Here is a 14,332-nt window from a genome sequence, read left to right on the forward strand (position 1 = left end):
AAATACTGGATAAGTTGTCATTTTGCAACACAAACGTATGGTCCATCGTATTCCCGGAGGCATATCTGCGCAAACTAACCATATATTCCGGCAGGATAGCTAACGGGATTCCGGTACAGAAAGGGGGATTTGGATTGGCCCAGGAGACGATTGACGCAATCCGTCAGGCAGAAACGGCCGCGGAAGCAGCCGAGAAGGAAGCAGTAAAAGAGGCGGAGGCAATTGTGGCAGAGGCAAAGGCTCAGGCGGCGCAGATGAAGGCAGAGATGACGAAATCTGCCAGAGAAGGCGCCATGGGGGCCGAGGAGGATGCCAAGGCTCAGAGCGAGCAGATGATGCAGGCGGCCGGTGCCGAGGAAGGCAAGGATTTGGAAGCATTGCAGAAGGCTGTAGCTGAGAAACAACAAAAGGCAGTTGAAGTTATCTTATCAGAACTGCTATAGGAAGGGAGGCGCTTAAGGTTGGCAGTAGTGCCTATGAAAAAAGTGCTGATATGCGGTCTGAAAAAGGATCGCAAGGGCACCCTTGAGCTTCTGCAGCGCCAAGGGGTACTTGAAATCAGCAATGTGCTGCAGGAAGATGACATGTTGGGCAGAATGGACGTGACGTCTTCCAAAACCGTATTTGAACGAAATGCCAATATAGCAGAGCAGGCCATTAATATTCTGGACAGGTACGCGCCTGAGGAGAAGGGCATGCTGTCCTCGTTCGAAGGCAGGGAAGTGCTTTCCCTGGACGAATATGAGGCCAATGCAGGCAAACACGACGAGGTCATGAAAAAAGCCTACCGCTTACAGGAACTTGCCAAGCAGATAGGCGAGCACAGTGCGGCGGTTCCAAAGCTGGAACAGCAGATGGAAGCACTGGTGCCATGGAGATCCTTTGACCTGCCCCTTGATTTTAAGGGAACTAAGAAAACTGCGGCATTTATCGGTTCCATCCAGGATGAAATTACCCTGGAACAGGTAACAGAGCAGCTTGGGGAGCTGGCACCTCAGGCAGAGACAATTGACGTGACCATTGTAAGTGCGTCCAAGGAGCAGACCTGTCTTTTCATTGTCTGCGCGAAAACGGATGCGGAAGCAGTGGAGGACGCTCTGAAGAAAATGAATTTTGTAAAACCGCCCCTGAGCTCAGCAGTGCCTGCAAAACGCCAGCAGCAGCTGGAAGAAGAGCTTGCAAAGGAAAAGGTGGAGATTGAGAAAGCGGAAAAGGCTGTGGCGGAGATGGCTCCGGACCGGGAACTCATAAAGTTCGTTATGGATTACTATACCATGCGTGCTGAGAAATACGGTGTGTTAAACGGCCTGGCCCAGTCAAGACGCGTATTCTTTATAACCGGATACGTACCTGAGAACGCGGCTCCAAAGCTTGAAAAGCTGCTTCAGGAAAAGTATGAGGTGGTTGTAGAGTACACAGAACCGGGCGACGAGGAGGATGTGCCCATCCTGCTCCACAACAATAAGTTCGCAGAACCGGTGGAGGGCGTTATTGAGAGCTACAGCGTTCCTTCCAAGGGCGAGATTGACCCGTCCATGATAGTGGCATTGTTCTACTATGTACAGTTCGGGCTCATGCTCTCGGACGCGGCTTACGGTCTTATCATGGTGGCAGGTACTGCGTACTGCCTTACCAAATTCAAGAACATGGAAGCCGGAATGAAGAAGTTCATGAAGATGTTCATGTACTGTGGTATCTCCACAACATTCTGGGGCTTTATGTTCGGCAGCTTTTTCGGAGATGCGGTTAATGTTATCGCGACCACATTCTTCAACCGGCCGGATATCAGGCTTGCTCCTCTCTGGTTTGAACCGGTAAGCCTTCCTATGAAGCTTCTGGTATTTGCGTTCGGACTTGGTATTCTTCACCTTTTCATTGGACTTGGAATCAAATTCTACTCCTGTGTGAAGAACGGCAGCCTGGCTGACGGTATTTATGACGCCATATTCTGGTATATGCTGGTTGGCGGCGGTATTGTATACCTGCTGACCATGTCCATGTTTACCGAGATGCTGGGTCTTACCTTTACGCTTCCGGCAGTTGCTGGCACCGTGGCAGCTTATGCGGCAGCCATTGGTTTTGTGGGTATTGTACTTACCAGCGGACGGGAGTCCAAAAACTGGGTTAAGAGGATACTTAAGGGTCTTTACGGGGCATACGGAGTCAGCTCATACCTGAGCGACATCCTGTCCTATTCCAGACTTCTGGCCCTGGGTCTGGCTACCAGCGTTATATCCACGGTATTTAACAAGATGGGAAGTATGATGGGAGGTTCCATTCCCGGAGCAATCATATTCATACTGGTATTCTTAATCGGACACAGCCTGAACCTGGCAATCAATGCCCTGGGCGCATATGTCCATACTAACCGTCTGCAGTATGTAGAGTTTTTTGGAAAGTTTTATGAAGGCGGCGGAAGGAAATTTGAGCCCTTTGCCGTTCACACCAAATATTATAAAGTCAAGGAGGACATTTAGTTATGGGAAATATGGGAGTTGCTTTAGCATTATTAGGAGCTGCAATCGCAGCACTTTTTGCAGGAGTAGGTTCTGCTATTGGAGTAGGTATTGCAGGTCAGGCTGCGGCCGGAGTTGTTACAGAGGATCCTAACAAGTTCAGTAAGGTTCTGGTTTTACAGCTGCTTCCCGGTACACAGGGTATCTACGGTCTGCTGATTGCATTCATCACACTGACACAGATTGGTATTATGGGCGGAAGCGCTGACCTTTCTTTGGTAAAGGGCGCTTTATATCTGGCAGCATGCCTTCCTATGGGTATTGTTGGCTGGATTTCCGGCGCATCACAGGGCAAGGCAGCAGCAGCAAGTATCGGCCTGGTTGCCAAGAGACCTGAGCAGTTTGGTAAAGCTATGATTTTCCCGGCCATGGTTGAGACTTACGCCATCCTGGCACTGCTGATCTCCATCCTTTCCATCTTTGGTATTGCAGGACTTAACATTTAATCAGCATACCAAATAGGAGACTTAAGGAAAGGAGAACATGGCATGGCGGGATTAGATAAGATCATCAGCCAGATTAAAGAAGAGTCCCAGAAAGCAGCGGAACGCACCAGGGCGGAAGCCCGTTCCAAGGCAGATGAGATTCTGGCACAGGCCCGTGCGGACGCAGAGAGGGAGTGCGTTGATATTGAGAGGCGCTCCAAACAGGCGGTAGCCAACATTCTGGAGAGAGGACGCACGGCAGCCGAACTTAAGAAGAGGGGTGCTGTTCTGGCTGAAAAGCAGAGACTCATCGGCGCAACCATTGGGATGGCCAAGGCCGAACTCAAAGGGCTTGAGACCGGTGCCTACTTTGATATGATTCTGAAACTTGCAGTTAAATCCGCACAGACCGGCGAAGGCGAGCTCCTGTTCTCAAAGAAGGACTTGGAACGCCTGCCCGAAGGCTTTGAGGACAGGTTAAATGCTGCTCTTAAGGACAAGGGGGCAGTGCTGCGCATATCCGGAGACACCCGGGATATAGACGGCGGTTTTGTGCTTACTTATGGAGGAATTGAGGAGAACTGTTCCATTGACGCTCTCTTTGACGCAGCACATGAGGTATTGCAGGATAAAGTGCAGGAGATTCTGTTTTCATGAACGTAGGGAGGAACTAATTAAATGGCAGACAAACAGTATGTTTATGCAGTAGCCCGCATCCGTTCCAAAGAATTGTCCCTGCTATCCGGTGCATTTTTAGAGCAGCTGACGGCTGCAAAAGACTATGACGAGTGTATCCAGCTTCTTATGGAGAAGGGCTGGGGAGAGGACGGCATGACAAATGCCGCTGACATCCTGGCCATTGAGAAGAGGAAGACCTGGGAGCTGATTAACGAGCTGGTGGAGGATATGTCGGTATTCGACGTGTTCCTGTACGCCAACGACTACCACAATCTGAAGGCAGCCATCAAGGAGGTCCGCATGGGTGATGAATACCCGGGCATCTTTATGGAGCAGGGGACTGTGGATGTGAAGCTCATACGTGAAGCAGTTCAGACCAGGGAATTCCAGAATCTTCCAGCGGCCATGAGAACACCTGCGGAGGAAGCCTACAAGGCTCTCCTTCACACCCAGGACGGACAGCTCTGCGATATCATAATCGACAAAGCAGCCCTGGATGCAATCTGCGCAGCCGGCAAATCCTCCGGCAATGAGTTCCTGGAACTCTATGCGGAGCTGACCGTTGCGGCGGCAGATATAAAGACGGCGGTGCGGGCATCCCGTACCGGCAAGGACAGGGCATTCCTGGAACAGGCGCTGGCACCATGCGGCAGCATCAACGTTGCCCGTCTGGCTCAGGCAGCCATAGAAGGCGTGGATTCCATCGGTTCATACCTGGAAACCACGGCCTATGCAGATGCAGTGGAAGAATTGCGGCGTTCACCTTCAGCTTTTGAGCGGTGGTGCGACAATCTGCTGATTCGTAAGATTAAGCCCCAGCAGTACAGCGCCTTTGGTCTGGGTCCGCTGGCAGCTTATATTCTGGCACGGGAGAACGAGATTAAATCAGTTCGGATTGTGCTTTCCGGGAAATTAAACCATCTTCCCGAGGAGTCCATCCGGGAAAGGATAAGGGAGATGTATGTATAAGATTGCAGTTATGGGCGACCGGGACAGTATCTACGGTTTCGCCAGCCTGGGTCTGGAACCATTTCCTTTGACAGACCCGGCGGAGGCAGGAAAGAAGGTTAAGGATCTGGCAGAAAGCGGCTATGCAGTAATTTACATTACAGAGGCCCTGGCCGCCCAGATTGAACCGGAGATCAACCGCTACCGTGAGGCTGGCCTTCCGGCCATTATACTGATTCCCGGCATATCAGGCAATACGGGAAAAGGTATTCTGGCAGTTAAGAAGTCAGTGGAGCAGGCAGTTGGCTCGGATATTATATTTAATGGGCAATAACAATGGAGGTAAAAGATGAGCAAAGGCGTAATTAAAAAAGTAGCCGGTCCGCTGGTCATCGCAGAAGGCATGCGCGACGCGAACATGTTCGACGTGGTTCGAGTCAGCGAACAGCGTCTGATTGGCGAAATTATAGAGATTCATGGCGATAAGGCTTCCGTCCAGGTATACGAGGAGACATCCGGACTGGGACCCGGGGAGCCGGTGGAATCCACAGGCGTACCCATGAGCGTGGAGCTGGGGCCTGGCCTGATTGGAAGTATATACGACGGTATCCAGCGTCCCCTGGATGCCATTATGGAGAAAACAGGCGGAAACCTGTTAAACCGCGGCGTGGAGGTTCCCTCCCTGAAGCGTGAGAAGAAGTGGACCTTCGTACCCGCTGCAAATGCGGGCGACAAGGTAGGCGGCGGCGACATCATCGGTACGGTTCAGGAGACCGATGTGGTACAGCAGAAGATCATGATTCCTGTTGGCGTTAGCGGCACCCTTACCTATATCAGCGGCGGAGAGTATACGGTTACCGATACAGTGGCTGTTGTGACAGACGAGAAGGGACAGGAGCATCCTGTTTCACTGATGCAGAAGTGGCCTGTACGTAAGGGCCGTCCCTATCAGAGAAAGCTGTCCCCTGATATGCCTCTTGTAACAGGACAGCGTGTTATCGACTGTCTGTTCCCAATTGCAAAGGGCGGTGTTGCGGCTGTTCCCGGACCTTTCGGTTCCGGCAAGACGGTTGTACAGCACCAGCTGGCCAAGTGGGCTGACGCAGATATCGTGGTTTACATTGGCTGCGGCGAGCGCGGAAACGAGATGACCGACGTTCTGAACGAGTTCCCGGAACTGAAGGACCCAAAGACAGGCAAGTCTTTGATGGAGCGTACTGTGCTGATTGCCAATACCTCCGACATGCCTGTTGCCGCCCGTGAGGCATCTATCTATACAGGTATCACCATTGCAGAGTATTTCCGTGACATGGGTTATTCCGTAGCCCTGATGGCAGACTCCACTTCCCGTTGGGCCGAGGCTCTTCGAGAGATGTCAGGACGTCTGGAGGAGATGCCTGGTGAGGAAGGTTATCCTGCATACCTGGGTTCCCGTCTGGCACAGTTCTACGAGCGTGCCGGCCGTGTTATCTCCCTGGGCCAGGACAACCGCGAGGGCGCTCTTTCCGTTATCGGAGCAGTATCCCCTGCAGGCGGCGATATTTCCGAGCCGGTTACACAGGCTACCCTGCGTATCGTAAAGGTATTCTGGTCCCTGGATGCGGATCTGGCATATAAGAGACATTTCCCGGCCATCAACTGGCTGACCAGCTACTCCCTGTATGTGGACACCATGGAAAAATGGTTCAACGCAGAGGTGGAGAGCGACTGGACCGAGCTGCGCGCCCGTCTTATGCGCCTGCTGCAGGAAGAGTCTGAGTTAAATGAAATCGTACAGCTGGTAGGTATGGACGCATTATCCGCACCTGACCGCCTGAAACTGGAAGCAGCCCGTTCCATCCGTGAGGACTTCCTTCACCAGAACGCCTTCCATGAGATTGATACATTTACGTCCTTGAAGAAGCAGCACATGATGATGATGCTGATGCTGGCATACTATGACAAAGCAGGGGAGGCTCTGGCACAGGGCGTGAATATCGAGCGTCTTGTAGGCCTTCCTGTGCGCGAGGCTATCGGCCGTTTCAAATATACAGAGGAAGCTGACCTGGATAAGGTTTACGAGGATGTCATCAAGACCCTGGAGTCAGAGATTAACAGTGAGCTGAGCAGAAAGGAGGACTTCTAATGCCCAAGGAATATAGAACAATTGAAGAGGTAGCAGGTCCTATTATGCTGGTCCGCGGCGTACAGGGAGTAACCTATGATGAGATGGGAGAAATCGAGCTGGTTAACGGCGAGAGACGCCGCTGCAAGGTATTGGAGATAGACGGCGGCAATGCCATGGTACAGCTGTACGAGGCGTCTACAGGTATCAACCTGGATTCCAGTAAGGTGCGTTTCTTAGGACGTACCATGGAGTTAGGCGTGTCTGAGGATATGCTCAGCCGTATGTTTGACGGCATGGGCAAGCCCATTGACGGCGGTCCCGACATCCTGCCTGAGAAGCGTATGGATATCAACGGCCTGCCTATGAACCCGGCAGCCAGAAGCTATCCTGAGGAGTTTATCCAGACTGGCGTTTCCGCCATAGATGGTCTGAACACCCTGGTCCGCGGCCAGAAGCTGCCTATTTTCTCGGCATCCGGTCTTCCGCACGCCAACCTGGCTGCCCAGATTGCGCGTCAGGCAAAGGTGCGCGGCACCGACGAGTCCTTCGCCGTTGTGTTTGCAGCCATGGGTATTACCTTTGAGGAGGCAAACTTCTTCATGGAGAGCTTCCGCGAGACAGGCGCTATCGACCGAAGCGTTATGTTCATCAACCTGGCTAACGACCCTGCCGTAGAGCGTATCGCAACTCCGCGTATGGCTCTGACAGCAGCAGAGTACCTGGCATTTGAAAAGAACATGCACGTACTGGTTATCCTGACTGATATTACCAACTACGCAGACTCTCTGCGTGAGATTTCCGCAGCCCGTAAGGAAGTTCCGGGCCGCCGCGGTTATCCGGGATATATGTACACTGACCTGGCTTCCCTGTATGAGAGAGCCGGACGTCAGAAGGGCAAGAACGGCTCCATCACCATGATTCCGATTCTTACCATGCCTGAGGATGATAAGACCCATCCGATTCCTGACCTTACAGGCTACATCACAGAGGGACAGATTATCCTGAGCCGTGAGCTGTACCGTAAGAATGTAACACCTCCTATTGATGTACTGCCATCCCTGTCCCGTCTTAAGGATAAGGGTATCGGTGAAGGCAAGACACGCGCAGACCACGCAGATGTCATGAACCAGCTCTTTGCAGCCTATGCCCGCGGCAAGGACGCAAAGGAACTGATGATCATTCTGGGCGAGGCGGCCCTGACAGATATGGATAAGCTGTATGCCAAGTTTGCTGACGAGTTCGAGAAGGAGTATGTATCCCAGGGCTACTATGCTGACCGTGATATCGAAGAGACCATGGAAATCGGCTGGAAGCTTCTGCGCATCCTCCCAAGGAGCGAGCTGAAACGTATTAAGGACAAATTCCTTGATTTATATTACGAAGCAAAATAACTGGCAGTCACAGCCCGGCAGGGACAGCCAGGGTGTGCAGCCCCGCCGCCATGTGCGGTATGGATGCGCGCCCAGGTTTCCGGCCGGCAGAAAGGAAGTTGACATAACATGGGTGCAAAACATGTAAATCCCACCCGTATGGAGCTTACCCGCCTTAAGAAAAAGCTGGCAACAGCCATTCGCGGGCACAAACTTCTGAAAGACAAGCGGGATGAATTGATGCGTCAGTTCCTGGACCTGGTGCGTGAGAACAAGGCCCTCCGCGAGAAGGTGGAGGCAGGCATCGCTGCGGCTAACCAGAATTTCGTGCTGGCACGTTCCGGCATGACAGATGAGGCCCTGAACGTAGCCCTGATGGCTCCCAAGCAGGAGGTCTATCTGGAAACTGAGACAAAAAACGTCATGAGTGTGGAGATTCCTGTGTTCAAGTATAAGACCAGGACTTCAGACCCTAACGACATCTATTCCTACGGCTTTGCATTTACTTCCAGTGACCTGGATGATGCGGTAAAGAGTCTGGCAGATTTACTGCCTGACATGCTGCGTCTGGCTGAGTGCGAAAAATCCTGCCAGCTCATGGCAGCGGAGATTGAAAAGACCCGCCGCCGTGTAAACGCGCTGGAGCATGTGATGATTCCCGATACCCAGTCAAACATCCGCTATATCACCATGAAGCTGGATGAGAATGAGCGAAGCTCCCAGACAAGGCTTATGAAGGTAAAGGATATGATGCTTGAGGAAGCACACCACTACAGCGAGCGGGAAGTGGTTCCCGTGGTAGATGAGGTGTAGCAGGCATCTTCATGAAAGCTTAATAAAACTTTCATACAAACCCCATAAAGCCGGGTGGACAGAAAATAATAATTATGTTAGAGTAAAACCCAGAGAATGGCACAAGTGGCATTCTCTGGGTTTCTTTGTCTATTCCAATAGTTGAAAAGGGAGGAATAACACATGAGGAGAGAACATTTTTACAGAAATAAAAAGGCCGTGAAAAGGAGTGCTGCAGGCGCGGCGCTGGCCATTTTCCTGGCCTTGCAGATAACGGGATGCAGCCAGACGGCAGACCAGAATAAGGCTGACCGGAAAACGGAGCAGGCCCAGGGGACTGAAAAGGAAGGCACGGCGGCTGAGGAAAGCAGCGCAGAAACTGAGAAAAACGGCACGGGAACTGACAAGCCGAAGGATACAGGGAACAATGAATCCGGGCCGGAAAAGACCCGGGAAGGAGGAGAAGCCGGTGAAGCAGGCCGGGAGCCGTCCCCAGACGGCAGCCAGGCAGATGCAGAGGCAGCAGCTGACCAGGGGGACGGCGTGATTGAGTTCAAGCCGGGCATGCCTATTAAGGAGGGTGTTCAAGCTCCTGATTTTACAGGGGAGCTTATTGACGGCACCAGCATTACGCTGTCTGAACTGCAGGGAAAGCCTGTTATCATCAATTTCTGGGCAACCTGGTGCGGTCCATGCGTCAAGGAGATGCCGGCCTTTGAGCGCCTGAAGGATGATTTTGGGGACAAAATCGGTATTATCGCGGTGAACTGCGGGGATGATGCCGGGACAGTGAAGGATTTTGTGGAGGAGAACGGATACACCTTCCCGGTAGTGCTGGATGAGGAGTATTCCATATCCATGCTGTATCCCACGAATTCCATTCCCTATACAGTGGTGGTGGACGCGGAGGGCAGGGTGACCCATATATCCACCGGTGCCCTGGACGCGGACACGATGTATGAGAGATATAAGGAAGCCCTTGGGGTGTAAGACAGGGAGCGTTGATATATGATGGATTGGTGCAGACAGAATAAGGTGGCGGTTATCCTTCTTGTTCTTGGCATAGTATTCCTGTGCACCGGAGCCGCCCAGGGAGGTTACCAGGATGCCTTCCGCAAGGCAGTGAGGGTGTGCCTGGAATGCATCGGAATCGGATAAGAGGGCAGCGGCAGAAGACTATGACCATGAGAGGGCAGCAGCAATGAAACGGCGTTTGATACAGCTTTGTGCGGCATTATTATATAATCTGAACCTGAAGGGATTTGCGGAGGCGTCCATCTATAAGGGAAGGTCAAAAGGACTGTGTGTTCCCGGACTGAACTGCTATTCATGCCCGGGAGCCGTCGGATCCTGTCCTTTAGGTACCCTGCAGAATGCCCTGTCCGCCATGGACAGGAAGCTTCCCTTCTATATATTGGGAGTTCTCCTGCTCTTTGGGGTTACCATGGGAAGGACCATATGCGGTTTCCTCTGTCCCTTTGGCCTGGTGCAGGAGCTTCTCTATAGGATACCTGTTCCCAAGATAAAAAAGAACCGTGTCACACAGGAGCTGTCCAAGGTGAAATATGTGATCCTGGCAGTGTTTGTCATTATACTGCCGGTGGTATTTAAGGCAGCCTCCGGCCTTCCTGTTCCTGCCTTTTGTAAGTACATATGTCCCGCGGGGACACTGGAGGGAGGAATTCCCCTGGTGCTTCTGGACGATTCCCTGAGCGGTCTGGCAGGGGCCCTCTTTCACTGGAAGGTTCTTGTGCTGGCAGTCATACTGGTAAGCGCCTGTTTTCTGTACAGAAGCTTTTGCCGCATCCTCTGTCCTCTGGGGGCCATCTATTCCCTGTTTGCCCCTGTGGCTTTGCTGGGGGTGAGGATTGACAGGGATACCTGCGTTGACTGCGGGCGCTGTGTGCGCACCTGTAAAATGGATGTCAGACAGGTGGGAGACAGGGAATGCATACAGTGCGGCGAATGTATGAAAGAATGTAATGTGGATGCCATTTATTGGAAGAAACCTTGGGATGTGAAGAGTAAGAAATAACAGAGCATAAGAGCAGGACGCTGTAAATAAGCTGTTAAAACAGCCTTGGCAGCGTCCTGTTTATGCGTTTCTATGCTGGTTTTGACCTGTTTCCGGGCAAAACAGGTCAATCTATATATTGAATTATCCCCGAAAATGTGGTATCGTTTTGAGTATATATGCAGAAAACTGCGGGTGAATACATTGGCACCGCATTGACGCTTTGATGCAATAAAACAAAGGGCGGATAAAATGACACAGACAGATATCATATTGGAAGTAAAAGATTTATGTGTGGAATTCAGGACAGCAGAGGGCACCGTTCAGGCGGTGGACCATCTGAGCTATGTATTACATAAGGGTGAAAAGCTGGGTATCGTAGGAGAGAGCGGAAGCGGCAAGAGTGTTTCTTCTCTGGGAATGATGCAGCTGATTCCCAACCCTCCGGGACAGATCACAGGAGGGGAGATTCTATACCTTGGAAGGGATTTGGTGAAGACCTCTGAGCGCGATATGCAGAAAATCAGGGGAAATGAAATTTCCATGATTTTCCAGGAACCAATGACCTCCTTAAATCCCATTATCAAGTGCGGTAAACAGATTGCGGAATCCCTGCGTCTGCACCGGGGCATGAAGAAAAAGGAAGCCATGGAGGAAGCCATCCGCATGATGAAAGCAGTGGGAATCGCCAATCCTGAGGTAAGGGCCCATGAGTATCCCCATCAGATGTCGGGAGGTATGAGGCAGCGTGTGATGATTGCCATGGCATTGGCCTGCCAGCCCCAGATACTGATTGCGGATGAGCCCACAACGGCTCTGGATGTGACCATCCAGGCCCAGATTCTGGATTTGATTCGCGAGATGAACGAGGAGCTTCACTCCTCGGTTTTGTTCATTACCCATGATTTGGGAGTGGTGAGCGAGCTGTGCGATACGGTCATTGTCATGTATACGGGCCATATCGTGGAGCAGGCTCCGGCCGGGGAACTGTTCCGGGATCCCAAGCATCCATATACCATTGGACTGCTGAATGCCATACCTGTCATCACAAAGGACAGGAAGCCATTGTCCACCATAGAGGGGATGGTGCCCAACCCCACGGAGCGGATCAAGGGGTGCAGCTTCTGGCCCAGATGTCCTCATGCCACAGAGCGGTGCAGGACAGTCAGTCCGCCCATGAAGCAGCTTTCAGAGGAGCGGAAGGTCCGCTGCTGGCTGTTTGAAGACCAGGCTGCGGGGAAGGAGGCTTAATGTATGGCACAGAATCCGAACAGAGACATAAACGAAAGTATAAATGAAGACAAGAGCAATAGGGAAGTGCTGGTTAAGGCCGACCATGTAAAGGTATATTTTAAGGGAAAGGATAAGAAGTCCGGGACCGTGAAGGCGGTGGACGACGTAAGCTTCCACATCATGAAGGGTGAGACCTTTGGCGTGGTGGGGGAGAGCGGCTGCGGCAAGAGTACCCTGGGCAGGGCCCTTATCCGCCTCTTGAAACCAACGGAGGGCCACATTTATATGGGCGGAACGGACATAGCAGGGCTAAAGGGAGCAGATTTAAAGAAAATGCGCAGGAAGGTCCAGATTATATTCCAGGACCCCTCTGCCTGCCTGAATCCCAGGCGTACCGTACGCCAGATTCTGATGGAACCCTTTGAGATACACGGGATGAAGGGGAAGATGGATGTGGAGGCCCGCATTATGAAGCTCCTTAACCTGGTGGGACTGGATTTGTACTGTCTGAGCAGGTATCCCCATGAGCTGTCAGGAGGACAGAAGCAGCGTATCGGCATAGCCAGGGCGCTGGCTCTGGAGCCGGATATCATTATCTGCGATGAGGCAGTATCCGCGCTGGATGTATCGGTTCAGGCCCAGGTGCTGAACCTGCTCCAGGAGTTAAAGGAAAAGCTGGGACTGACCTATTTCTTCATTTCCCATAATCTGAACGTGGTCTACCAGGTCAGCGACCGGGTGGGGGTCATGTATCTTGGTAATATGGTGGAGATTGCTGATTATGATAAGCTGTATGAAAAGCGTTATCACCCGTATACGGAGGCGCTGTTATCAGCCATTCCCCAGGTGGACCAGGATGTGAAAACAGAGCGGATCCATCTGGAGGGGGAGGTTCCCAGTCCGTCGGATCCGCCCTCAGGCTGCCGGTTCCATACACGCTGCCCCAAGGCCTGCGACAGGTGCCGCCAGGAAGTGCCCCGGTTAAAGGAAGTGGCTGAAGGGCATTTTGTGGCCTGCCACCTGTATTAGGGCTTCACCGGCCTGAAGATCCTGGTCTGAAGACACCGGCCTGAGGAAACACGGAACCAGTAAAAGATTGTAATATGGAGACACTGCCAGAACACTGGCATCTCAATAAACCTAGAGGAGGTCTATTATGAAAAAGAAGTTATTGACTGCGGCTCTGTGCCTTGCAGTTTCATTTGCCTTAAGCGCATGCGGAGGCAATGGCGCAGACGGCACAACGGCCGGCAAGACAGACGCCGCCACTGAGGGGGCTTCACAGGCAGCCGGTTCCAATACGGTTGTGGTAGCCATGGGCTCCGGATTTTCCACCCTGGACCCAGGGTATGTATATGAGAAGTATCCGCCTCTCATTGTCAATGCCTGCTACGAGAACCTGTTTAAGTTCTACAGCAATGACAGCGCGCCGGAGCCTTGTCTGGCCGATACCTATGAATTTTCAGAGGACGGTCTCACACTGACCGTTAAGCTGAAACAGGATGTGACATTTGCCAGCGGCAATCCCATGACCAGCGCGGATGTTCTTTTCAGCATCAACCGCTGCAAAAACCTTCAGGGAAACCCATCCTTTATCTGCGATACCATTGAGAGCATGGAAGCCCCTGACGATTACACGGTGGTGTTCCATCTGACCCAGCCTGACAGCGCTATTCTGTCCAAGCTGACCTACAGCTCCACGGCTGTTCTGGACAGCGCGGTTGTGAAGGAACACGGCGGCACGGACGCAGAGGACGCGTCATCCGCCGATACAGCCCAGTCTTATCTGGATACGGCCAGCGCGGGTTCCGGCATGTATGTGATGACCAGCTATATTCCGGACCAGGAAGTTGTTCTGGAAAAGAATCCCAATTACTGGGGAGAAGCCACTAATGTTGACAAGTTCATTATTAAGATACAGCCTGATGCCAACACACAGATGATGACATTGTCCGGCGGGGATATTGATGTGGCCATGAACATGACAGACGACACCATGTCCGAGCTGGAAGGCGCTGAGAATATTTCCATTATCAACGGAGCAACCAAGACAGTTGGATTTGTGATGATGAACATGGATGAAGCCTACGGCGGCCCTGTGTCCAACCCCCAGGTTCAGAATGCCATCCGCAAGGCCCTGGATTATACCGGTATCCAGACTATCTGCGGAAGCGGCACCATCACTCCTTATGATATCAATAATCTCTCGGAATCTCTAAGCCAGTAAATATAAGGCTTTCAGATTCCTT

The 14,332-nt window shown here is 52.1% G+C and carries 14 protein-coding genes and 1 pseudogene; all 15 read left to right on the forward strand.

All coding sequences use genetic code 11. The features are described from left to right. Positions 1 to 134: 134 nt before the first annotated feature. Complete coding sequence (locus tag LI015_RS23270) at positions 135 to 443, forward strand: hypothetical protein (protein WP_002577400.1); 309 nt, start codon at positions 135 to 137, stop codon at positions 441 to 443. 18 nt (positions 444 to 461) lie between these two features. After that, positions 462 to 2,477, forward strand: coding sequence for a V-type ATP synthase subunit I (locus LI015_RS23275; RefSeq protein ID WP_264468419.1), 2,016 nt, complete (start codon positions 462 to 464; stop codon positions 2,475 to 2,477). Between the two features lie 2 nt (positions 2,478 to 2,479). After that, positions 2,480 to 2,962: a V-type ATP synthase subunit K gene (locus LI015_RS23280; protein ID WP_002568369.1), complete on the forward strand. Its 483-nt coding sequence runs from the start codon at positions 2,480 to 2,482 to the stop codon at positions 2,960 to 2,962. Between the two features lie 42 nt (positions 2,963 to 3,004). Then, positions 3,005 to 3,598: a V-type ATP synthase subunit E gene (locus LI015_RS23285; RefSeq protein ID WP_002570322.1), complete on the forward strand. Its 594-nt coding sequence runs from the start codon at positions 3,005 to 3,007 to the stop codon at positions 3,596 to 3,598. A 21-nt stretch (positions 3,599 to 3,619) separates the two neighbouring features. Continuing rightward, on the forward strand, positions 3,620 to 4,588 hold the full coding sequence (locus tag LI015_RS23290) for a V-type ATPase subunit (RefSeq protein ID WP_002568367.1): 969 nt from the start codon (positions 3,620 to 3,622) through the stop codon (positions 4,586 to 4,588). Next, a complete protein-coding gene (locus tag LI015_RS23295) occupies positions 4,581 to 4,901 on the forward strand; it encodes a V-type ATP synthase subunit F (protein ID WP_002568366.1) in 321 nt (106 codons plus the stop codon). The genes LI015_RS23290 and LI015_RS23295 overlap by 8 nt, the downstream gene beginning before the upstream one ends. A gap of 15 nt (positions 4,902 to 4,916) precedes the next feature. Beyond that, complete coding sequence (locus tag LI015_RS23300) at positions 4,917 to 6,692, forward strand: V-type ATP synthase subunit A (protein WP_002568365.1); 1,776 nt, start codon at positions 4,917 to 4,919, stop codon at positions 6,690 to 6,692. Beyond that, a complete protein-coding gene (locus LI015_RS23305) occupies positions 6,692 to 8,065 on the forward strand; it encodes a V-type ATP synthase subunit B (RefSeq protein ID WP_002568364.1) in 1,374 nt (457 codons plus the stop codon). The genes LI015_RS23300 and LI015_RS23305 overlap by 1 nt, the downstream gene beginning before the upstream one ends. A gap of 108 nt (positions 8,066 to 8,173) precedes the next feature. Beyond that, positions 8,174 to 8,857, forward strand: coding sequence for a V-type ATP synthase subunit D (locus LI015_RS23310; RefSeq protein ID WP_002568363.1), 684 nt, complete (start codon positions 8,174 to 8,176; stop codon positions 8,855 to 8,857). Positions 8,858 to 9,019: 162 nt separating this feature from the next. Continuing rightward, complete coding sequence (locus LI015_RS23315; RefSeq protein WP_118017250.1) at positions 9,020 to 9,826, forward strand: TlpA family protein disulfide reductase; 807 nt, start codon at positions 9,020 to 9,022, stop codon at positions 9,824 to 9,826. A gap of 18 nt (positions 9,827 to 9,844) precedes the next feature. After that, positions 9,845 to 9,994 (forward strand): CD1871A family CXXC motif-containing protein, encoded by a 150-nt coding sequence (locus LI015_RS23320; protein WP_002568361.1) that lies wholly within the window; start codon positions 9,845 to 9,847, stop codon positions 9,992 to 9,994. A gap of 43 nt (positions 9,995 to 10,037) precedes the next feature. Further along, positions 10,038 to 10,871, forward strand: coding sequence for a 4Fe-4S binding protein (locus LI015_RS23325; protein ID WP_002568360.1), 834 nt, complete (start codon positions 10,038 to 10,040; stop codon positions 10,869 to 10,871). Positions 10,872 to 11,102: 231 nt separating this feature from the next. Then, positions 11,103 to 12,101: an ABC transporter ATP-binding protein gene (locus tag LI015_RS23330; RefSeq protein ID WP_002568359.1), complete on the forward strand. Its 999-nt coding sequence runs from the start codon at positions 11,103 to 11,105 to the stop codon at positions 12,099 to 12,101. A gap of 3 nt (positions 12,102 to 12,104) precedes the next feature. Then, a complete protein-coding gene (locus tag LI015_RS23335; protein ID WP_227126469.1) occupies positions 12,105 to 13,112 on the forward strand; it encodes an ABC transporter ATP-binding protein in 1,008 nt (335 codons plus the stop codon). A gap of 127 nt (positions 13,113 to 13,239) precedes the next feature. Continuing rightward, positions 13,240 to 14,280: pseudogene (locus LI015_RS23340) on the forward strand (ABC transporter substrate-binding protein); the annotation flags it as partial. Positions 14,281 to 14,332 lie beyond the last annotated feature (52 nt).

The organism is Enterocloster sp. 210928-DFI.2.20, assembly GCF_020554465.1.
In the GTDB taxonomy this organism is placed as follows: Bacteria; Bacillota; Clostridia; order Lachnospirales; family Lachnospiraceae; genus Enterocloster; species Enterocloster bolteae.

Coding starts and splice junctions, on each gene's coding strand:
- LI015_RS23280 (WP_002568369.1), top strand. CDS start 2,480: ATGGGAAATATGGGAGTTGCTTTAGCATTATTAGGAGCTGCAATCGCA.
- LI015_RS23285 (WP_002570322.1), top strand. CDS start 3,005: ATGGCGGGATTAGATAAGATCATCAGCCAGATTAAAGAAGAGTCCCAG.
- LI015_RS23290 (WP_002568367.1), top strand. CDS start 3,620: ATGGCAGACAAACAGTATGTTTATGCAGTAGCCCGCATCCGTTCCAAA.
- LI015_RS23295 (WP_002568366.1), top strand. CDS start 4,581: ATGTATAAGATTGCAGTTATGGGCGACCGGGACAGTATCTACGGTTTC.
- LI015_RS23300 (WP_002568365.1), top strand. CDS start 4,917: ATGAGCAAAGGCGTAATTAAAAAAGTAGCCGGTCCGCTGGTCATCGCA.
- LI015_RS23305 (WP_002568364.1), top strand. CDS start 6,692: ATGCCCAAGGAATATAGAACAATTGAAGAGGTAGCAGGTCCTATTATG.
- LI015_RS23310 (WP_002568363.1), top strand. CDS start 8,174: ATGGGTGCAAAACATGTAAATCCCACCCGTATGGAGCTTACCCGCCTT.
- LI015_RS23315 (WP_118017250.1), top strand. CDS start 9,020: ATGAGGAGAGAACATTTTTACAGAAATAAAAAGGCCGTGAAAAGGAGT.
- LI015_RS23320 (WP_002568361.1), top strand. CDS start 9,845: ATGATGGATTGGTGCAGACAGAATAAGGTGGCGGTTATCCTTCTTGTT.
- LI015_RS23325 (WP_002568360.1), top strand. CDS start 10,038: ATGAAACGGCGTTTGATACAGCTTTGTGCGGCATTATTATATAATCTG.
- LI015_RS23330 (WP_002568359.1), top strand. CDS start 11,103: ATGACACAGACAGATATCATATTGGAAGTAAAAGATTTATGTGTGGAA.
- LI015_RS23335 (WP_227126469.1), top strand. CDS start 12,105: ATGGCACAGAATCCGAACAGAGACATAAACGAAAGTATAAATGAAGAC.